Origin of the sequence: Capnocytophaga sp. oral taxon 326 str. F0382 (assembly GCF_000318295.1) — a bacterium.
Lineage (GTDB): Bacteria > Bacteroidota > Bacteroidia > Flavobacteriales > Flavobacteriaceae > Capnocytophaga > Capnocytophaga periodontitidis.
The window spans coordinates 19250-38784 of sequence record NZ_KB291470.1; the positions used below are offsets into that span (position 1 = coordinate 19250).

Genomic DNA, 19535 nt, shown 5'->3' on the forward strand with positions numbered 1-19535 from the left:
GCTAGGTGTTAGGGGTTAGGAATTGGGTGTGAGTACGGTTTTCATTTCGCCTTGTGCAATGAGGGTATCACCTATAAAGGTTTGCATTGTCACGAGGGTCACCTCCATAAACTCTTGGAGAATGGTGATGTGTGTTTTAAGCCTATCGCCTACTTTGGGTAGCGATTGTATTTCTATATTTTTAATCGCTCCTATATACCCCATAGGAGCAGGTTTTCCGTTGAGATAGTAGTAATAACCTTTGTGCAAGGCAATGCTTTGGGCAATGTGCTCTATAAGTCCGCTTTCTAAGAATATCCCTTGCTGTACAAAGAGGTTATTAGGGACAATAGTGAGCCCTGCCACTCCCTCGGTAGGGGTATATTCCCAAAGAGCATCTACCATTACAATGGGAGTGCGCTGGGGTATAAGGGTGAGAATTTTATTTTTATCTGTAATTGGTAAAACCATAGTTAAACGACCTTTAAAAAAGCGTAAGAATAGGAGAATCTACCACTCTCAGGCACTGATAGCAAAACAGTATCGCCCGTTTTGAGTTTCCCTGAATGCATCAAGGCTTCTAACATCAAATAAGCGGAAGCAGAGCCTACATTGCCTACTTCGGGGAGGTTGATAAACCAACGTTCTAACGGAAGGTCGATACCTACTGTTTTGAGGGCTTCATACAAGCGTTCTTTGAAATAACAAGACGAGATATGAGGTAAGAAATAGGTAATATCATCTGCCGACAGTTGGTGTTTATCTAAGGTAGCACGCATACTCTCAGCGCCTTTTAGCAAAATATTCTCATTGAGCAGCTTCACATCTTGCTTGATAGCAAAGATAGATTCACTAAGCCACGCTTCGGCAGGATATTCACTCCAAGCCTTGAGGTTGCCATCGGGGAGCTTGTCGCCACCGGCATACATACACGCTTCGAGCTCGTGAGCATACGAATAAGCGTCCATCCACTCTATTTGCAAAGCACCTTCACGCGGTTTGTTTTCTAACAGAAAAGCCCCTGCCCCATCGGAGAGCATAAAGCGCAAGAAATCTTTTTTAAAGGCAATCGCAGGGTGTGCTTCCAATTCAGCTAAGAGTTGTACTTCGTTTTCGTATTTATCGGCACGCAACCACGCCGATACACGTTCAGAGCCTGTGCATACTGCATTGGCACTATTGCCTGCCTTTACTGATAAGTACCCAAATTTAAGGGCATTCATTCCTGAGTTGCACACTCCTGAAGAGGCATTCAGTTCTACTGAGTGTCCGCCCAAGAGTCCGTGTACCATAGAGGTGTGCGAGGGCAAGAGCACATCGGGGGTAGAGGTACCACAAGAGAGCACCTCGATAGTATCCCAAGGCACTTCGCCATCCAATAGGTTTTGTACTGCCAAAGCCGTAAGCTGGGCATTGTTATGAGTAGGGTTACCTTGCTCATCGAGGGCATAGTAACGGGTGAGAATACCATTGTTGCGGAGCACGAGGCGTCGTGCTTTAGAGGCATTTTGGTTTATGAGACCTAAGAAAGTCTCCATTTGCTCATTGCCAATGGGATTGTTAGGTAAATATTTACTTGCTTTTGTTATATAAACGTTCATATTATTCAGGTAACAGGTTGTTATTGAAAACAACTACTACAAAGTTCCAGACCTCTTTGCTTGTTGTTCCATATAATCTTTTGCTTGTTCTGTTGTTAAAGAATTCATAAATTCTTTTGAACGTCTCGCCGCCAAGAGCCCGTCCATTGTTTGTTGTAGCCATCCAATACCGTAACTCTCGTAACCGTTCAGTAGCATATCGACTGTTAATAGGTCTTTGTGCGGTCCGAATTGCAGATTCTTATTTTCAGAAATATTTTGTTGTTCCATTTTATTATTTTCTTTGTATATGTTTATCAAAAATAGACTATATTATTCCTGATGAAATACTATTCTTCTATGTTCTTCTAAGTAAGGTTTATTTTCATCATAAACCTTAAAGAGTTCATCATTAGGACTAATACCTAAAACTTTATACTCTTCTTCTTTTATAAGAGGAGAAATAATTATTTTGCCATTATCTTCAAAAGAAATAAGCCCTTTATCAAATAATTTATCATAGTTGGGTAATAGCAAAAGTCCATTATAAGGGTCTAATCTTTCTTTATTTGTAGATTCTCTCCAAGGTTTTATGTGTGATGCTATTAATACATCTGTCATTTCACATTCAGAAACAGCACATTTCTTCCAAAGATTTATTAATTCTTCCCTATAATTCCCTTGACCTATTCTTGCAGATATTAACCGCTTTTTCTCTGTTTTAGGAATAATTTCATCTTTTATAATTGCTTCTATATCATCAATTAAATCAGATTTCGTAGCAATTAAATCAGATTTCGTAGCAATGAATTTTCTGTACTTATTGAGAGCAGCTTTAAAATCAGAATAATCATTGTTGTTTTCATTTAGATATATACTTCTCTTCGATTTATTCTTTTCAAGATGATTTATAATAGTATTATTATCAACTAAATCTCTACTAATACTGAATCCCTCTTTGGCTATAAATCGTAACCAGCTAATATAATTTCTACGAGTATTATCTTTCAACCCTTCTTTTTCCATAAAGGCCTTAAACTCATTTTCAAATTCTATATATTCCATATTCTTTAATTGTCAATTATCAATTTCTTCACGTCTTTCTCTACTTTCCAAAAGAATAATGGGTAGGTGAGCCAGTATAGCAACCATACGATGGGCATTAGTACCCAAATAGCGATATACAGATAGATGCGGAAACATTTTAGCAGGAATTTGCGCTTCTTACTGCCGTAAATCATCTTTGCCCAAATGCCAAAAAGGCGATTGCCTTTCTTCTCTGCCGAAAGGAGAAAACGCTTGTAATACACGCCTCCGTGGGCTACTATTGCTTGCTGCAGTCCTGTGTAATCACCGGTTTGCAGGTGAGAGGCGATAAGCGTACCATATACACTCGCGCCTTGTATGTCTTTATCGGCAACACCTGCTTTGGGGAATACACCGAGATAGCGTTTGTTCTTGTCGCCCGAAAAGAGCCACTGCACAATGGTAATCACACTGATATGGTTGTGGTGCCTATCGGTAAGGGCAATATTGCCTACTAAATGCGCCCCACAGTCGGTTAAGAGTTTTTTTACTTTCTGGTGCGCCATTACCCACATATTGCGAGTGCCTGAAATGGTAATGACAGGTTTGCCACAGAGGAGCTTTTTAGCTTCGGGGTGTTGCAAAAAGGAATTAAATGGGATAGAAGGCGAGAGATACCACACTTGGTAGCCTAAAATCACTAAATCGTAATCGGTATGAGGGAGGTTAAAAGGTTGTAGAGGTTGGGGGATTTGCAAATACGACTCGGGGAAAACGTCAAAGAATGTATCGTCCGTCCACGGGAAAGGAAAAGGAGTAGCTGTATCAATAGGCAAAAAGTCGATAGTTACCTCCGTGAGTGGGGATAGTACACTATCGATAATCTCTTTGAGTTGCCCCGATTGGGTATAATATACTACTAATACGCGTTTCATTGTTCATCCCAAAAGTTGAAATAGTTAAACCATTGTAGTGGGTACTTTTTGAGCATCTGCTCCATATTTTTGGTATAGGCATTAAGTAGAGTTTGGGCATCGCGATTTTTTACTTCAGCTACTTGGGCATATAGGTGGTAATGCAACCTACTTTCCTTCATCACATAAACGAAAAGCACTGGCACTTTCAAGCGGGAGGCTATAAAAAAAGGACCTGCGGGAAAGGTAGCTTCTGCGCCCAACAATGTTCCTTTGAGCGAACGCACGCCCTCAAAATATCGGTCTCCCGTGAAACACACTATCTTGTTGTCGCCAATAGCATCGTTGATTTTGAAGATATGCGACATATCTTCTTTCACATAGATAAACTGATTCGAGGGTTTATTTTTAGAAATCGACTCCAAATACTCTTTGATTACGGAGTGTTCCATATCGGTAGTTACCGTACTGATTTGCAAATTGAGGTCTATTTTTCTAAAAAAAGGTTCGGCTATTTCAAAGTTACCGATATGTGCGGAAATGAGTACGCCACTTTGTTGCTGGTCGAGGAGTTTATACAAATTTTCGACACCATCGAACTCATAAGTAAATTTATCTTCGAGTCCTGCTAAAATAGCGATTTTATCAATAATAGTTTGTCCAAAAGTAAAGTAATTGAGGTAGAGGCAAACGACAGCTTTGAGGGGGTTATATCCCAAGCGATGGCGGAAATAGTAATACATATAGCCATTGGAGCGCCACTCAAACAAAAAGTAGTAGAATGCCACAAATATTAATAGTATATAAGCAGCATAAATACCCAAGTGCTTCATCAGCCATACAAAGATACTATAACCCAGTACGGTACCTTTGGATTTTCCTTGCCATTTGGTTTTACCTTCGTCGTTAGTGTGCATTCACTTTATTTTCTAAGGTAGTGTAAAAGTCGTTGAAGGTTACGATAGGTTTGAAATCGGCTTCTACCAATTTCACACCGAATTCTTGTTCAATCATCACCACCAAATCTACGTAGTCGAGGCTATCTAATCCTAAAGATTCGCGGAAGTTAGCCTCGGGAGCAATCACGCTACCATCTACTTCAAATTCATCTACAAAAATACGGGTAGTAAGGTCTATTATTTCCTGTCTGTTCATTATTACGGTTTTTAATATACTTTTTAAAAAGGGACAAAGGTATGAATTAATTATAGATTAATCAAATTTTTCATTGTGATACTTATTTTTACTTCTTGCGAAAGACATTTGTTCTCTTATACCTCCTTGCTGTAAAAACATTTCCTGTTGTTTTTCTATTAAATGTCTAAGCATATAAGTTGCTTGTTGAATGAGAGTGATACAGAGGTTTGCCAATGCTTCATCATCACATTTAGGGAGCAAAGTAGGATACTTCCAAGAGATTTCTTGACTACAGGCAAAAGCACGAACTTTCTCAAAACGAGGATGCCCCTTTTTCCATTGAACTTTATTTCGTACTCTTAAATAATCTTCATAATCAAGCAATAGCTCTTCAAGACTCGCTTTTGCAACATTTGTTAGCTTTATTTCTGTTTCGGCAGAAGTGGTAGCTGCTTGACTTCCTTCCGCAATATTCTGTTTTCCAGAACGTGCTGCTTGCAACATTTGGTCAATGGTGCGGTCTCCTTTTTTAAGAAAGTGTTGCACAAAATAAAAGGTTATGTCATAAATAATCACTGATACTTGATAAACACGTAATTTCTTATATCCTCCTTTTTGTTTCAAAAAAGTTGTCATTTTTAAAGTGGTTTATTAATTTTGTTAGACTATTGGAACAAGTCGGACAGAGTAGAGTTATCAGACAAGGCAGACAAGTCAGACGAGTCGGATGAGGCTAACAAGTAGAATGAAAGTTTAGGGTTATTCATTTTTTATTTTTTCCCAAGTATCTTTTAAGCCGACGGTTTTGTTGAACACCAATTTTTCGGGGGTAGTATCGGGGTCTACACTGAAATAGCCCAAACGTTGGAACTGTACTGTGTCGCCTGCTTGAGCAGTTTTGAGACTTGGCTCTACGTAAGCAGTTACTACCTTTAGAGAATCGGGGTTGATGTAGTTTAAGAAACTATCTTCTTGGCGATCGGGTTCTGGAACAGTAAATAGACGGTCGTAGAGGCGCGCTTCGGCTTCTATTGCGTGAGCTACTGATACCCAATGCAATGTACCTTTTACCTTACGCATACTCGCCTCGGTACCACTACCACTGCGGCTTTCGGGGTCGTAAGTACAATGAATTTCGGTAATATTCCCTTGAGCGTCTTTCACTACGCTTTCAGCTTTGATGATATAAGCATTTTTAAGGCGTACTTCACCTCCTAATTTCAATCGGAAATACTTTTTATCAGCTTCTTCTCGGAAGTCGTCGCGCTCGATATAGATTTCACGGCTGAAAGGCACTTTGCGGAAGGTCATAGGGGTAACCTCAGGATTATTTTCGGCGTCAAGCCATTCTTCTTGTCCCTCAGGATAATTGGTAATCACTACCTTCACGGGGTCGAGGACTGCCATTACGCGGTTAGCTTTTTTATTGAGGTCTTCGCGCACGCAGAATTCCAATAGCGATACATCGATGAGGTTTTCGCGTTTGGCAATACCAATGGTATCAGCAAATTTGCGAATGGCTTCGGGGGTATATCCACGGCGGCGCAAACCTGAGATAGTAGGCATACGAGGGTCATCCCAGCCAGCCACATAATTTTCGGTTACCAATTGTAAGAGTTTTCGCTTACTTACAATGGTGTGACTGAGGTTGCGGCGGGCAAACTCACGTTGTTTAGGACGGGTACGAGTGTTGTCGTATACTTGATCTAAAAACCAATCGTACAACTCTCTGTGTGGTAAGAATTCTAATGTACAAAGGGAGTGTGATATTTGTTCAAGGTAGTCGCTTTCGCCGTGCGCCCAGTCGTACATAGGGTAGATATGCCATTTGTCGCCTGTGCGATGGTGTGAAGCGTTCATAATACGGTAGATGATAGGGTCGCGCATTAGCATATTAGGCGATGCCATATCTATTTTGGCGCGGAGTACATAGGTACCATTTTCGAACTCACCGTTTTTCATACGTTCAAAAAGGGCGAGGTTTTCCTCAGGAGAGGTATTGCGATAGGGGCTCTCGGTACCCGCCACCGTTGGGGTGCCTTTTTGAGCAGCAATTTCTTCGGAGGTTTGTTTATCGACATAAGCTTTTCCTTGTTTGATGAGCATTACCGCCCAGTCGTAAAGTTCTTGAAAATAGTCGGAAGCATAGCATTCTTTATCCCATTTGAATCCGAGCCACTCTACATCGCGACGAATTGCATCTACATATTCTTGTTCTTCTTTAGATGGGTTGGTATCGTCGAAACGCAAATTTACAGGGGCGTTGTAGCGCAAGCCCAATCCGAAGTTGAGGCAGATAGAGCTAGCGTGACCGAGGTGCAAGTAGCCATTGGGTTCTGGAGGGAAGCGAAAGCGCAAAGCGTTGGCGGGGAAACCTGCAGAGAGGTCTTCCTCAATGATATTTTCTATAAAATTATTAGACCGTTGTTCTTTTAATTCTTCTGACATTTTTTTTTAGTGTTTAGGGAGAGTATTCTTTACAAAGTGCAAAGGTAGGAATTATTAGTGAATTAGCAAAGTGCGAGGGCGAGAGTGGTGGGGAAAAGTAAGAGTTATGGGAGTTATGGGAGCAGTGGGAGTATAAAAAACTTTGCCAAAGTTCACAGCACAAGAAGTGTTTAGGACTTTGGCAAAGTATATAGGTTTTTTAATTTTTAACGAATTGCTGCGCCGAATTGCTTTTCAAAAGCATCTTGTAGGCGTTGCATCGTTTTATCGATTTGTTTATCGGTAAGGGTTTTGTTGTCGTCTTGAAGGACGAAACTAAGAGCATAACTCTTTTTGCCTTCGGGGAGTTTATCGCCTTGATATACATCGAAAAGGTTCACGCGTTGCAAGAGGTCTTTTTCAGTTGTATATGCTACTTTATAAAGGTCGGCGAAAGTTACTTTATCGTCGAGCAAGAGAGCTAAATCACGGCGTACTTCGGGGTATTTAGGTATTTCTTTATAGACTACTTTATGCCCTTGTACTTGTGCTACAATCACTTCCCAATTCAAATCGGCAACGAGTACTTCTTGCTTGATTCCAAACTCTTTGAGTACTTTGGTTTTTACAACACCTATGGTTCCTAAAAGGGTCTCCCCTATTTGCCAACGGAAACCTTCACTGTATACAACTTCATTAGCTTCTAATGGCAAGGTAACTATTTCTTTTAATCCGAGACGTTCAAAAAGAGATTCTACGACTCCTTTGAGTTGGAAGAAAGAGACTTTTTGTGCTGGACTTCCCCAGTTTTCGGGTTGGGTATTCCCTGTAAGATAGAGCGCTAAATGCTTATCTTCAGTATAATTACCATCGATATAGTGATAGTTTTTACCAAACTCAAACAATTTCAAATCGGAACGCTTGCGGTTGTTGTTGTAGGCAATCACTTCTAAACCAGAGAACACGAGATTTTTGCGCATATATCCTAAATCACTGCTGAGCGGATTGAGGAGTTTTACGGCTTGCTGAGGATTCTCGGTATAAGTAATGATTTCTTTTTCGGACACAAGGCTATTAGTCATAATTTCCAAAAATCCTTGAGCGACTAATTGTTCGGCTACTACATTCTGTATATTATGGTCGGCATACTTATCAGAATGTGCCATTGTAGCGTTCACTTTTTCGCTAATATCAATATTGTTGTAGCCATAGATACGGAGGATTTCTTCAATCACATCGGCTTCGCGTTGTACATCTACACGATAGGAAGGCACTAAGAGTCCTAAACCGCGCTCGGTGAGCGAATTGACTTTGATATCAAGGGAGTGAAGAATGGACTTAATGGTGTCGCGAGAGATTTTCTGACCGATGAGTTTATCGACATTCTCAAAAGCGAGGAATACCTGAAAATCTTCTTGTTTTTTAGGGTAAAAATCTATCACATCGGAAGAGATGACACCACCAGCAATATTTTCAATTAGTACAGCAGCATACATCAGTGCATACTTGCAATCTTCGATATTGATACCACGTTCAAATCGATAAGAGGCATCGGTATTAATTGCGTGGCGTTTAGCGGTTTTACGTACTGAAACGGGATTGAAATAAGCACTTTCTAAGAAAATATTGCGTGTAAATGGCGTAACACCAGAATTTTCACCGCCTAATACCCCTGCTATGCACAAAGGTTTTTCGGCATCACAAATCATCAAATCTTCGGCACTGAGGGTACGTTCTACTCCATCGAGGGTTTTAAATTTGGTGCCTTCTTCGGCATTTTTTACCACTATTTTACGTCCGATAATATGGTCGGCATCGAAAGCGTGGAGAGGTTGCCCCATTCCGTGTAATACGTAATTAGTAGCATCGACTACGTTATTTTTAGGGGTAATACCAATGGCTTTCAGTTTGTTTTGCAACCACATAGGCGATTCACCAACGCGTACATTGCTGATAGTTACGCCAGTGTAGCGAGGCACGAGTTTTTTGTTCTGTACCTCTATATCCATTTTTATTGAGCGGTTATCGATGTGAAATTTGGTTACTGAAGGGGTAATAAGCTCTAAAGAGGTGCCTTTCTGTATCAATCCGGCACGCAAGTCGCGCGCTACACCGTAGTGGCTCATTGCATCGGCGCGGTTAGGGGTAAGACCGATTTCAAAAACTTCATCGGTTTCTACCTCAAATACTTTACTTGCAGGAGTTCCTACTTCATATTTATCATCGAGCACCATAATACCGTCGTGACTTTCGCCTAATCCGAGTTCGTCTTCAGCGCAAATCATTCCAAAGCTTTCTTCACCGCGGATTTTTCCTTTTTTAATTTCAAAAGGCTTGTCGTCTTTATCGTATAATACAGTGCCTATGGTTGCTACGAGTACTTTTTGCCCTTGGGCGACGTTAGGAGCGCCACAAACGATTTGCAGAGGAGCATCGCCGCCTATATCTACTTTAGTGATTTTGAGTTTATCGGCATTAGGGTGCTTTTCGCACTCAAGCACGTGACCTACGACTACGCCTTTGAGAGCGCCTTTTACACTTTCGAAGTGTTCAATACCTTCTACTTCTAAACCTAAATCAGTAAGAATTACTGCTGTATCTTCAGCAGGCAGGTCTAACTTCAAATATTGTTTTAACCAGTTATAGGATATTTTCATTGAATGAACAATTGATAATTAAAATATTTACAAGGGGCAAAGGTACAAATAATTTGGCAATTAGCAAATTTGTAAATTAGCAAATTTGCGCGATGGATATTTCACTACCAAGTAATAATCTTATCTACAATAGCCTGCTGTTCTGAGGCTGTTCGCCTGAGGTAAATACGAGTAGTCTCAATACTTTCGTGCCCCATAAGGTCGGCAAGAAGAGAGATGTCGTTAAAGGCTTCCAAGAAGTTTTTAGCGTATCTATGTCTGAATGAATGTGGGTAGACGACTTTAGAATTGAGACCATATCTTTCAGCAAAAAGTTTGAGTTTTTGGGCAATACCTCGTGTAGTAATACGTTCTCCCAAGCGGTTGAGAAATAGGTAGCCCGAAGTTTTTTGCTCTTTTGTGAGCCATTTTATAGTTTCCTCGCGTAACTGAAGTGGGATGAATAGGCGGCGGACTTTACCTCCTTTAGTGTATAGATCGAAATAGCCGATTTTTACGTGTTCTACTTTTATTTGGATAAGCTCACTAACCCTTGCTCCTGTAGCTGCCAAAAATCGCACTACAAAATACCACATTGGGTTTTCTTCTTTTCGGAGTTGTTCTTTTAAAAAGAGGTAATCAGCCTGACTGATCACATTTTCTAAATAGGTGCGTTGCTGCACCTTTACTGATTTAAGTCGAAGTTTAGGCTTACCGATATGTTCCAAAAACTTATTAAGAGCCTGAATGCGCAAGTTCACCGTTTTAGGTTTAAAATGCTCGATAAGGTAGGTTTTGTAGAGCAAAAGGTTTTTCTTGCTGAGGGATTTGTACTTACCGTAGAAATCGTTTACAGCATATAGATAGGCAGTGATGGTATTTTCTGCCATTTGGCTCTCTTTGAGAGCAGTTTCAAAGGTTGTAACCATATTGTTTGAATTTTATATTATAGTGGTTACAATATAAGAAAAACTTGTTATAGACGCTATTATAGGAAATCCACCCTATCAGGTAATGGACGGAGGTGGAACAGGAAGTAGTTCTAAAGCAATTTACGGAGATTTTGTTTTACTTTCTAAAAAGATAAAACCTAAGTATATTTCTATTGTTATGCCTTCTCGTTGGATGACAGGAGGAAAAGGCCTTGATGATTTCCGTACTGAGATGATAAAAGATCGTAGTATTCGTGTACTGCACGATTATATGAATGCTTCTTTTCTCTTTTCTACCGCTCAAATAGAAGGTGGTATTTGTTATTTTCTTTGGGAAAAAGAAAAATTAGGTAAATGCAGTATTTTTACTCATTCAGCAGATAATACAATAACTCATAATGAACGTTATCTGTCTGAAGAAGGAACTGATGTGTTCATACGAGATTCTAATGCAGTTAGTATTCTCAACAAAGTTAAAACTTGTACAGATAAAGCATTTTCTACTATAGTTCTTTCAAGAAATCCTTTTAGTATCAACGATAAAGAATGTATTTTGGATGATACACCAAGTATTCATAGTCAATGGAAAATATTTGGGAGATTTGGTAAAGAAAGAGGTGTGAAGTATCTTCCTTTAGACTATAAAGTATTTAAAAACAAGGATGTAGCCAGTAAATGGAAAGTATTCATTTCTAAAGCAGATGGTGCAGCAGGACAATTAGGAAATCCTATACCTGCTAAGATCATAGGAAAAGCAGAGTTAGGAGATAATCAAACTGTTTGCACAGAAACATTTTTAGCTATTGCTCCTTTTGAAAATGAAGAAGAAGCAAAAAATGTAATAACATACACTAAAACAAAATTCTTTAGATTTATGGTAGGGATTAGGAAACTCAAAAATATGACAAGAGACACATATTCTTTTGTCCCTTTACAAGACTTTACCTCCTCAAGCAATATTGATTGGTCGCAAACCATTGAAGAAATTGATAAGCAACTTTATACTAAATATCACCTTTCAGAAGATGAAATCGCTTTTATTGAACGAATGATAAAGCCAATGGTTTAAAAACTAAAAATAGCGTACAGCTCTCCTTGCTGTATGCTATTTATTCTATCTTTTATCTTTTTCAAGTAAGACTTGAGTAATGAGATTTTGCATTTTTTTATCAATTTCAAAAAGTTTGAACAACTGCGAATTCAAATCTGCTGAAAAATCAATATACTTGTTTTTATCACTATAATCCTTTAAATCAGGAACAAGTTTAGCTAATGAAGTGAGAGCTTCATCAGTAAGTAAAAAGGCATAACGTATTAAATCTGTTTGACAGTATTCAAAAAAGTTTTGTGCCTCACGCTCCGTTTCAAATGTTTTAAGGGCAATTCTTGAACGACCAAAGGCACTATAATTATCAACAATAGCAAGTTGATTGCTGCGCTTTTGTCCCCCAGCATTGGCACTTGATACTATAACTTTCCATTTATGTAGGTATTCACGTCCAGAAGTAATTACCTCCTCATTAACTACATACCACTGCGAACGACCTGCTTTTCCTGCCTTGTCATTAGTAAAAAGTTTTATCTCATTTTTTCGTAACTTTTCACCTTCTTTATATTCTCTAACCAATGAAGGATTACGTTCAACAAAATCACTTTCAATAGAAAAAAGTTTTTGAGAAAGTATAGAATCGTGAAGATAGCTAAACCGTTCTTTTACTATATGTTGTATTCTTTCACTTATTTTTGCAGCTGTAGGATCTAAAGTCATAAGCACTTTACCCGGATTAGCAACTTGCATTTGGATAGTTGTTCCTGCTTTTGTGTAAAGATATGTAAAGCCTTGTGTTGTTTTTCTCATATCTTTAAAAACGACTGATAAACCATCAGCAATAGCAACTTCATTAAAAATTTCTGTTGAAATGGGATAAAAGTGTAGTCGAGCCAAGTGTTTATCGTTGATTTGTTTATATCCGAAATCAGCCATTCCTTTTCCTGATTGGTGTATCCATCTACCACCTGGATAGATTAGAGAAATAAAGCGAGGGGATAGTTTATCTGCTAAAGTTTGAAAGTGTTGAAAAATACTTGCGCTCCTTTTCTGTCCATTATCTGTATCTTTTTGTGCTACAGTTACCTGATAGGGTGGATTTCCTATAATAGCGTCTATCTTCATATTTTTTTTGTTGTTAAAATGCCAAAATTTGCCACTGAGCAGGGTGTTTATTACGCTTTCGGGCTTCTGGGTGAGGTTTTCAATAAGATCTCCGTAGTATTCGGCGTGGACAGCAGTGTCTCTAAAGCCTACCAATGTACGTTTGGTTATACTGCGTGCCATTGGGGTTTTACATACTACCAAGATGTTCTCTTCAAGGGTCGCATCCCATAATTGCAGTGCTAATTGTCTACCTACTTCTTCTTTATATTTTTTCTTTGCTTCTTCTATACGAGAACGGTAGATATTATAGGTAGCATACAAAGGATATAACCCACTTTTCGAGTTGATTTCCAAAATCACACTCTTAGGGGTAAATACCTCCTCTGTTACCCCTTGTTGGGTTATATAGCGGGGCACATCTAAGGACTGCTCAAAATTCTCATCCATAAAACAATAGCCTCCTAAGCAATCCGACAGATGCCTATTCACTACCCGCCAAGGAGTAAGTACCGTTTCTTTATCAGGGTTGCGAAAAGTAGCAAAGATAGCCGCTATCCTACTAATGCGCTCTTCTATGGTAAACTTGTCTGCCATACGTGCCATTTCACGAATTCGCTTACCCGCTTCGCGGAAAATATCAGAGTCGTAATAACGCTTAAAACGCCCAAAAACTTCTTTAGTTACCCCACGTGGCATAAACTCCTCCCACGAGGTATCGTCTACAAGATGCTCAAAATTGTCAAGAGCGAGCTCTTTATCTTCATCTTCTTTTATCTCAGCTCCATAAAGCAACAAAGGCATACGAATAGAAATACCCCGTAAAATAGCTATCGCTTCCCGCCGCTGACTACCAAGGGCTTTGAGTTGTTCCAAGCGAACTTGCTCTTCAGGAGTAAGGTCTTTTTTCTTCTTTTTCTCAAGCCGCTCTTTCTCGGCATATTGTTCGTTAGTAAGCCCTTGTTTATTGATGTCAATATCACCCGATTGTGGCATCGCTTTAGTCTTCCCTATAGCAGCCTTCAAATCACTAAAATCTTTGAGTTCTACTTCGGTAAGTTTCAGCAATTCATCATTATAGAGAGCCCCATCTTCAAAACCGCATTGCACTACTTTTTCTATTTGCGCTCTCTTCAGTTGCCCCAGCATTGTTTTTACATCATAAGGCTTCATTTGGCTACCTTCAATAGCTATTATAGGACAGAAGTTCAAAAAATCGCCTAATATTTTGCGGTCTTCTTCAGTTTGTTTACCTGCTTTAGCCGATACTTTAGCACTTTCGGCAAGTACGCGCAAGGTGCGATCAGGAGCAAAATCAAAAGCATAACAATCGGTTTTCATACGCCCGTTATGGGTGTAAGGTGTTTGCACGCGGAAGATTGTTTGCATATAACTCGCAGCTGAGGTACTATAAGCCCCTGCCATCATAAATACCCCTGTCCAAGGCTTGATACTCACCCCTGTAGTAAGCCTGCCGCAGGATAGAGTAATAGTATAGCTTTGGTCAGAATCTTTGCCAATAGCTTTTTCCACTAATTCCAAAGCATCTCTGCTTTCTTCTTCTTCATCGCCATCGCCTGCTACATTCACTACCTTGAAAGCCCCAAATATAGGGTGATGCTGCAACTTAGTACTGAAGGCTTTAGCGGCTTTTTCCCCTGGTAGTATCCAGAGCGTATGACGGAAAATCTTGCGAAAAGTATCGTTAGCATAAGGGTAAAAACTCTCACTATCGTCACAAAGCAAAGTTAAAAAACGGTCAATATCCTTGTCGTGTACAAAAGTACCATCCTCTCGGGTACGGAAGAACTCACGAAAGTTAAACGCTTTTTCATCATCGCTATAGTCACTCATCAGCCTGCCCAAATCGTAGGTGTAAATATGAATAGCAGGTAAGGAAGCATAGGGATTAGCATCTCCCAAGTGTGTAATTTCCCAATCTATCTTAGCTTTTTGCTCCATCACATAATCCCACGTAAAGATTTCCTCTTCCTTGTGGTCATCAAGCAGATTAAAAGGAGTACCCGAAAGGCGCAATACTTTAGTATCTGTACCTTTTAGGTGCATAATCACGGATTGTCCTAATTCAGTTTGAGTACCTTCGTGTGCCTCATCTACTATCAAAAAGTCCCAAGTAGTAGAGAAAAGCTCATTGTTTTTATCAAATTTACCACCAACTTCTTTAGAGCCCCGCATATCTTGCATCGAGGCAAAATACACATAATTACCCCCTTCGTTTGCAAGTTTTTCCAATGAAGCAAAATCATTTTCTCCTTTAGCTCTAGAACCATAGTAATAATTAGGACTATCATAGAAGATTTTCCTAAAATCCTCATACCAACCCGCATCTACTACTGGTCGATGGGTTACGATAAGGGTGCGCTTCATTTGTAAGTCTTTAGCTACTTGCAGCGCACAGAGTGTTTTCCCAAAACGCATTTTAGCATTCCATAGCATCTGCGACCCTTTTTTAAACTGATTTTCAGTACGTTCTATAGCATCAGCTTGCTCGGGTCGAAAAATGATAGGGTTTTCAGTAGTGCTAATATCCTCCGTTTTCAGACTTTTTCTACCTTGTTTTACGGCAGCAATAGCTTTTATAGCCGTAGCAAGGTCGCAACAGTACCATTCAGTAGCCCCTTTGAAAGCCTTTTTCTTTACTCCAGAACGTTCTAATACAGAGTGAACCTCCTTATCATTAAAGAGTCCTATCTTTCCCTCACGAGAAAATAGAGTGAGTTCAGTGTGTAACAATTGGTAACTGATACCAGCGGTCTGGGTATATTGTTTAATACGGTTATGGGCGGCATTGTTTAGTTCTTTGCTATTAGCCTCGGGCAATCCATCACCGTTAAAAGTAGTTTCACCTATTTTTACGCAGTCGCTATGAGCTTCATCGGCAATAGTAAAGATATAAATCAAGCGAGGTTTTAGAGAGAGTTCAAATGTAGCCATATTAGTTATAATTTATATTATAGGAACTACTAATGGCAAACGAAATTGATATAAGTGAAAACGAACTCTTTAAACAATCTGAAGATGTTTTTACGCTTTTACTAAAAGATCACACTACCCAAAAGAATATCTTTTGGGCTACAGATAGTTATGCCGCTAAAGGAGAAGGGTATACCTATTTTGATACCATTAATACAGAACATATTACGGGTGAAAATGGCAATGTGATCCGCCCCAGAGCTATCAAATCAAAAGAAGAACAAACAGAACGCACTAAAGGAATGGCAGAAGTGTTTACCCCATCGTGGGTGTGCAACGCTCAAAATAATTTAGTAGATGAAGTGTGGTTTGGTCGTAAAGAGGTTTTTAATATTGAAGATACTGAAAAACACACCTGGAAAGCAGTAAAAGCTCCTATCACTTTCCCTGAAGGAAAAACGTGGAAGGATTATGTACGTGCTACCCGAATAGAGTTAAGTTGTGGAGAAGCCCCCTACTTGGTAAGCCGTTATGACACGACTACAGGTGTATATGTTCCTCTTGAACAACGTATAGGAATGCTCGATCGCAAACTCAGGATAATTTCAGAAAATACAACCTCTTCAGGCGAATGGCTTGAAATGGCACAAGAGGCTTATAAAAATATTTACGGATTTGAATGGCAAGGTGATAACTTACTATTAGCTCGGGAAGCATTATTAGTTTCATTCATAGAGTATTACGAAGCTAAGTTTGGTAAGCGCCCTTTAGAAAAATCTATTAAATACATTGCTTACATTATCTCTTGGAATTTATGGCAAATGGACGGACTTAAAGGAGTTATACCTTGTAGCTGTAAGCATAACATTACAGAAATAGGATTTGATATATATGGACAACAAGAAAAAAGAAGAATTACTTGTAATGGTTGTCAAAAAGAAATATTCAAAGAACACAATGGTATTTATTGCCTCATAAAAGATTGGGGTAGCAAAGACCCTGACACAGGTAAAAGCAACCGAAAAATAAGATTTATTGATTTGATTAAATAATATAAATTATCGGTGCAAAATTACACATAATTTGCTAATTTCCAAACTTCTCAATTTGCTAATTTCTCTATTTTCTCTCGTTCTTCGCTATAAGGAATTTCGCATTGTAGGGCTTTTTGAAAGAGGTGGTGAGCTGTGAAGGTGTTGCCTTGAGCTTGGTAGGCTTTTCCTAAGAGGTAATAGGCTTTCCAATAATGAGGATTGAGAGCAGTGATGTGTTTTACTTTGTCTATGTTTATAGGGGTATGCTCGCGCAAATGGGTTTCTATTTGCTGTTCTAACCCTCGGTAGGCTTCGTAATCTTTGAAGGCTTGGCTGTAGAGAAAAGGGTCGGCAGGAATGTTTAAAGAGGAGTTTTGAGGGTAGGGCGTATGAGAGGAATAGTTGCTACCTGAAAATATCTTTTTCAAATCGTAGGCTACAAAAGTACCTAACTGATAAGGGGCTGTCGATACCCACACCAAGCGTTCTTGTGGTTTGAAAATAACCGCGTGATGTGCCAAGAGTTGGTTGAGAGCTTTCTCGTTGCCATAACCTATAGAATCGCCGTGTAGCCCCTCAGTACTACGCAAAAGAGCAGCCATTTTTGAAGGTGTTAGTTTAGGTTCTTGTGTTAGAAACTCCTGCATTTTGGCATAGCGATAGGCTGAGTGTGAGGTGTTTATTTGTTTGAGATTCTTTTTGTTGGTTTTATAAGGTTCACTTTGGAAATGATTGGCACAGACCACAGCATTAGGAGCTTCGTATACTCCAAACTTTTTGGGAGAGACTTCAATAATCACCGCTTTGCCATCGGCGGCACTGCCTACCATTATAGCCTCGGACACAAATACTTTGCGCTTTTTAGCAATAGCAATCGCCTCGTCTATATTTTTAGCATATTGCAAAATCTCACGACAGAGGAGTGAAATGGGGGTACGAGCTTTAAGAGGAATAGACGATTTCCCAGCATTGATAGTAACTGTAAGTCCTTCGAGATTCATACCCGAAAGCACGCCTATCATTCCGCCCCAAGCGTAACTCATAAAGGGAATACCTTCCTCAGGACGCACAAAGCGGACAATCTTTTCGGTAGCAAAATCATCGGAGAGGTAAAAATCGAAATTGCGACCAATGAGCAGCTGACCGTCTTCAGTTTTATCACCCCAAACTGCTAATGATGAACAACCTACAAGCATCAAATCTTGCAAAGCGTGCCCCAAATCGTGAGCTGAATGCAAGTAGAGCGTACGCTGATAAGCAGGGGCTAAGTAGTTGAAAATCGTATCGGAGTATTGGGCTTGCCCCCACAATTCTTGTTTGAAGGGCGGAATTATACAATTGTTGATATCGCGGTTGAACCATTTGATGAACTTGCGCAAAAAACGTTGTTTGCGTTCAGAAGGTACAAAGTGGTTCAGCTTGGTGAATAGCAAACTGTCTTGACGGTGGTACAGAGGCAGTGTAAGAGCCCCCGAATTGAGTCCTAATTGATAGGGATTCCCCGAAAGGTAGAGTTCCCACAAACCTTGTTGGTTTTTAGCAATATAGTTATCACCAAAATACCGCAGCGAGTCATTTATTGCTGTAATTTGAGGTTTCTGGTATGGATAGGCTACCTCAGGCGGTGTGATTTTCTTGTAGAAAATACCGCAGGAAGTAAGGGTAAAAAGTAAGAGGTAACAAGTAAGAGATAAGAGTTTGAGATGTTTCATTTTTCACTAAAAAATAGCCAATGAGTCAATAATGGTATTGATTCATTGGCTAATTTATTGATAGTTATTAGGATACTATAACAATTTATTTTTTATCAAATATTCGGCGATTTGTATAGTATTTGTGGCAGCACCTTTGCGAAGGTTATCGGCAACGACCCAAAGATTGAGCGTATTAGGTTGTGACTCATCGCGACGGATACGCCCTACAAACACATCATCTTTGCCGTGAGCGTACAAAGGCATAGGGTAAGTATTGGTTTCGGTATTATCTTGCACTTTGATACCTGCTGATTGCGCTAAGAGAGTGCGTACTTCATTTATATCAAAATCGGTTTTGAGTTCTACATTCACTGCTTCGCTGTGACCACCTACTACCGGTATACGTACGGCTGTAGCTGTAACGGCAATACTATCGTCGCGCAATATCTTTTTGGTTTCACGCACGAGTTTCATTTCTTCTTTAGTATAGCCATTCTCCTCAAAAACATCGCAGTGCGGAATAGCATTGCGGTGAATTTGGTAGTGATAAGCCATTTCACCTTTTTCGCCTTTGTACTCGTTCTCTAACTGACGTACAGCTTTTACGCCTGTACCCGTAATCGACTGGTAAGTAGAGACTACCACGCGCTTGATGCCATACTTGCGTTGCAAAGGAGCCAAAGCAACGAGCATTTGGATAGTAGAACAATTGGGGTTAGCAATAATTTTGTCGTCTTTGGTAAGGACATCGGCGTTGATTTCGGGGATTACCAATTTTTTGGTAGGATCCATACGCCAAGCCGAAGAGTTATCTACCACAGTTGTACCTACCTGAGCAAACTTAGGCGCCCATTCTTTAGAAACAGAAGCGCCTGCTGAAAAGAGGGCTACATCGGGTTTGAGTGACACGGCTTGTTGCAAGCCAATCACAGTATATTCAGTGCCTTTAAAGACGATTTTTTTGCCTACTGATTTTTCTGAGGCTACAGGAATTAATTCGGTTACAGGAAAATTGTGTTCTGCAAGTACTTCTAACATTACGTTACCTACCATTCCGGTAACGCCTACTACAGCTACTCTCATATATTTT

The 19535-nt window shown here is 39.7% G+C and carries 16 protein-coding genes; 2 read left to right on the plus strand and 14 right to left on the minus strand.

All coding sequences use genetic code 11. The features are described from left to right. Window positions 1-15 precede the first annotated feature (15 nt). From HMPREF9073_RS14595 to HMPREF9073_RS14645, 11 genes are all read right to left on the minus strand, one after another. Window positions 16-450, minus strand: coding sequence for a hypothetical protein (locus tag HMPREF9073_RS14595; RefSeq protein WP_009414398.1), 435 nt, complete (start codon window positions 448-450; stop codon window positions 16-18). A 2-nt stretch (window positions 451-452) separates the two neighbouring features. Next, on the minus strand, window positions 453-1580 hold the full coding sequence (locus tag HMPREF9073_RS14600) for a beta-ketoacyl-ACP synthase III (protein ID WP_009414399.1): 1128 nt from the start codon (window positions 1578-1580) through the stop codon (window positions 453-455). Window positions 1581-1616: 36 nt separating this feature from the next. Beyond that, window positions 1617-1850, minus strand: a complete 234-nt coding sequence (locus HMPREF9073_RS14605; protein WP_009414400.1) for a hypothetical protein — start codon at window positions 1848-1850, stop codon at window positions 1617-1619. 42 nt (window positions 1851-1892) lie between these two features. Then, window positions 1893-2624: an HNH endonuclease gene (locus HMPREF9073_RS14610; RefSeq protein ID WP_009414401.1), complete on the minus strand. Its 732-nt coding sequence runs from the start codon at window positions 2622-2624 to the stop codon at window positions 1893-1895. Between the two features lie 5 nt (window positions 2625-2629). Continuing rightward, entirely contained in the window at window positions 2630-3520 is an 891-nt protein-coding gene (locus HMPREF9073_RS14615) for a hypothetical protein (RefSeq protein WP_009414402.1), read from the minus strand. Next, the gene (locus tag HMPREF9073_RS14620; protein ID WP_009414403.1) at window positions 3517-4416 is read right to left on the minus strand and encodes a lipid A biosynthesis (KDO)2-(lauroyl)-lipid IVA acyltransferase; all 900 of its coding nucleotides are present in this window, start codon (window positions 4414-4416) and stop codon (window positions 3517-3519) included. Before HMPREF9073_RS14620 ends, HMPREF9073_RS14615 begins: the two co-directional genes overlap by 4 nt. After that, window positions 4406-4654, minus strand: coding sequence for a phosphopantetheine-binding protein (locus HMPREF9073_RS14625; RefSeq protein WP_009414404.1), 249 nt, complete (start codon window positions 4652-4654; stop codon window positions 4406-4408). Before HMPREF9073_RS14625 ends, HMPREF9073_RS14620 begins: the two co-directional genes overlap by 11 nt. Before the next feature lie 57 nt (window positions 4655-4711). Beyond that, complete coding sequence (locus HMPREF9073_RS14630) at window positions 4712-5272, minus strand: four helix bundle suffix domain-containing protein (protein ID WP_009414405.1); 561 nt, start codon at window positions 5270-5272, stop codon at window positions 4712-4714. A 123-nt stretch (window positions 5273-5395) separates the two neighbouring features. Further along, window positions 5396-7084, minus strand: coding sequence for a glutamine--tRNA ligase/YqeY domain fusion protein (locus HMPREF9073_RS14635; protein ID WP_009414406.1), 1689 nt, complete (start codon window positions 7082-7084; stop codon window positions 5396-5398). 206 nt (window positions 7085-7290) lie between these two features. Beyond that, the gene (pheT, locus tag HMPREF9073_RS14640; protein WP_009414407.1) at window positions 7291-9720 is read right to left on the minus strand and encodes a phenylalanine--tRNA ligase subunit beta; all 2430 of its coding nucleotides are present in this window, start codon (window positions 9718-9720) and stop codon (window positions 7291-7293) included. A 104-nt stretch (window positions 9721-9824) separates the two neighbouring features. Then, the gene (locus HMPREF9073_RS14645; RefSeq protein ID WP_009414408.1) at window positions 9825-10628 is read right to left on the minus strand and encodes a tyrosine-type recombinase/integrase; all 804 of its coding nucleotides are present in this window, start codon (window positions 10626-10628) and stop codon (window positions 9825-9827) included. Between the two features lie 61 nt (window positions 10629-10689). On the opposite strand from HMPREF9073_RS14645, the gene HMPREF9073_RS14650 reads away from it, so the two are divergent. Next, window positions 10690-11700 carry an Eco57I restriction-modification methylase domain-containing protein gene (locus HMPREF9073_RS14650; protein WP_255347219.1) on the plus strand — a complete coding sequence of 337 codons (1011 nt, stop codon included), beginning with the start codon at window positions 10690-10692 and terminating at the stop codon, window positions 11698-11700. A gap of 45 nt (window positions 11701-11745) precedes the next feature. Here the strand turns inward: HMPREF9073_RS14650 and HMPREF9073_RS14655 are convergent, their stop codons facing one another. Beyond that, window positions 11746-15738, minus strand: coding sequence for an Eco57I restriction-modification methylase domain-containing protein (locus HMPREF9073_RS14655; RefSeq protein WP_009414410.1), 3993 nt, complete (start codon window positions 15736-15738; stop codon window positions 11746-11748). A 32-nt stretch (window positions 15739-15770) separates the two neighbouring features. Here HMPREF9073_RS14655 and HMPREF9073_RS14660 point away from each other — a divergent pair, with 32 nt between their 5' ends. Beyond that, window positions 15771-16769, plus strand: coding sequence for a hypothetical protein (locus tag HMPREF9073_RS14660; RefSeq protein ID WP_009414411.1), 999 nt, complete (start codon window positions 15771-15773; stop codon window positions 16767-16769). A gap of 50 nt (window positions 16770-16819) precedes the next feature. Here the strand turns inward: HMPREF9073_RS14660 and HMPREF9073_RS14665 are convergent, their stop codons facing one another. Next, window positions 16820-18463, minus strand: a complete 1644-nt coding sequence (locus HMPREF9073_RS14665; RefSeq protein WP_009414412.1) for an acyl-CoA--6-aminopenicillanic acid acyl-transferase — start codon at window positions 18461-18463, stop codon at window positions 16820-16822. A 75-nt stretch (window positions 18464-18538) separates the two neighbouring features. Further along, the gene (locus tag HMPREF9073_RS14670; RefSeq protein ID WP_009414413.1) at window positions 18539-19528 is read right to left on the minus strand and encodes an aspartate-semialdehyde dehydrogenase; all 990 of its coding nucleotides are present in this window, start codon (window positions 19526-19528) and stop codon (window positions 18539-18541) included. Between the last annotated feature and the right edge of the window lie 7 nt (window positions 19529-19535).

Excerpts from the sequence above, each read along its gene's own strand:
- HMPREF9073_RS14595 (WP_009414398.1), bottom strand. The coding sequence starts at position 450 with ATGGTTTTACCAATTACAGATAAAAATAAAATTCTCACCCTTATACCC.
- HMPREF9073_RS14600 (WP_009414399.1), bottom strand. The coding sequence starts at position 1,580 with ATGAACGTTTATATAACAAAAGCAAGTAAATATTTACCTAACAATCCC.
- HMPREF9073_RS14605 (WP_009414400.1), bottom strand. The coding sequence starts at position 1,850 with ATGGAACAACAAAATATTTCTGAAAATAAGAATCTGCAATTCGGACCG.
- HMPREF9073_RS14610 (WP_009414401.1), bottom strand. The coding sequence starts at position 2,624 with ATGGAATATATAGAATTTGAAAATGAGTTTAAGGCCTTTATGGAAAAA.
- HMPREF9073_RS14615 (WP_009414402.1), bottom strand. The coding sequence starts at position 3,520 with ATGAAACGCGTATTAGTAGTATATTATACCCAATCGGGGCAACTCAAA.
- HMPREF9073_RS14620 (WP_009414403.1), bottom strand. The coding sequence starts at position 4,416 with ATGCACACTAACGACGAAGGTAAAACCAAATGGCAAGGAAAATCCAAA.
- HMPREF9073_RS14625 (WP_009414404.1), bottom strand. The coding sequence starts at position 4,654 with ATGAACAGACAGGAAATAATAGACCTTACTACCCGTATTTTTGTAGAT.
- HMPREF9073_RS14630 (WP_009414405.1), bottom strand. The coding sequence starts at position 5,272 with ATGACAACTTTTTTGAAACAAAAAGGAGGATATAAGAAATTACGTGTT.
- HMPREF9073_RS14635 (WP_009414406.1), bottom strand. The coding sequence starts at position 7,084 with ATGTCAGAAGAATTAAAAGAACAACGGTCTAATAATTTTATAGAAAAT.
- pheT (WP_009414407.1), bottom strand. The coding sequence starts at position 9,720 with ATGAAAATATCCTATAACTGGTTAAAACAATATTTGAAGTTAGACCTG.
- HMPREF9073_RS14645 (WP_009414408.1), bottom strand. The coding sequence starts at position 10,628 with ATGGTTACAACCTTTGAAACTGCTCTCAAAGAGAGCCAAATGGCAGAA.
- HMPREF9073_RS14655 (WP_009414410.1), bottom strand. The coding sequence starts at position 15,738 with ATGGCTACATTTGAACTCTCTCTAAAACCTCGCTTGATTTATATCTTT.
- HMPREF9073_RS14660 (WP_009414411.1), top strand. The coding sequence starts at position 15,771 with ATGGCAAACGAAATTGATATAAGTGAAAACGAACTCTTTAAACAATCT.
- HMPREF9073_RS14665 (WP_009414412.1), bottom strand. The coding sequence starts at position 18,463 with ATGAAACATCTCAAACTCTTATCTCTTACTTGTTACCTCTTACTTTTT.
- HMPREF9073_RS14670 (WP_009414413.1), bottom strand. The coding sequence starts at position 19,528 with ATGAGAGTAGCTGTAGTAGGCGTTACCGGAATGGTAGGTAACGTAATG.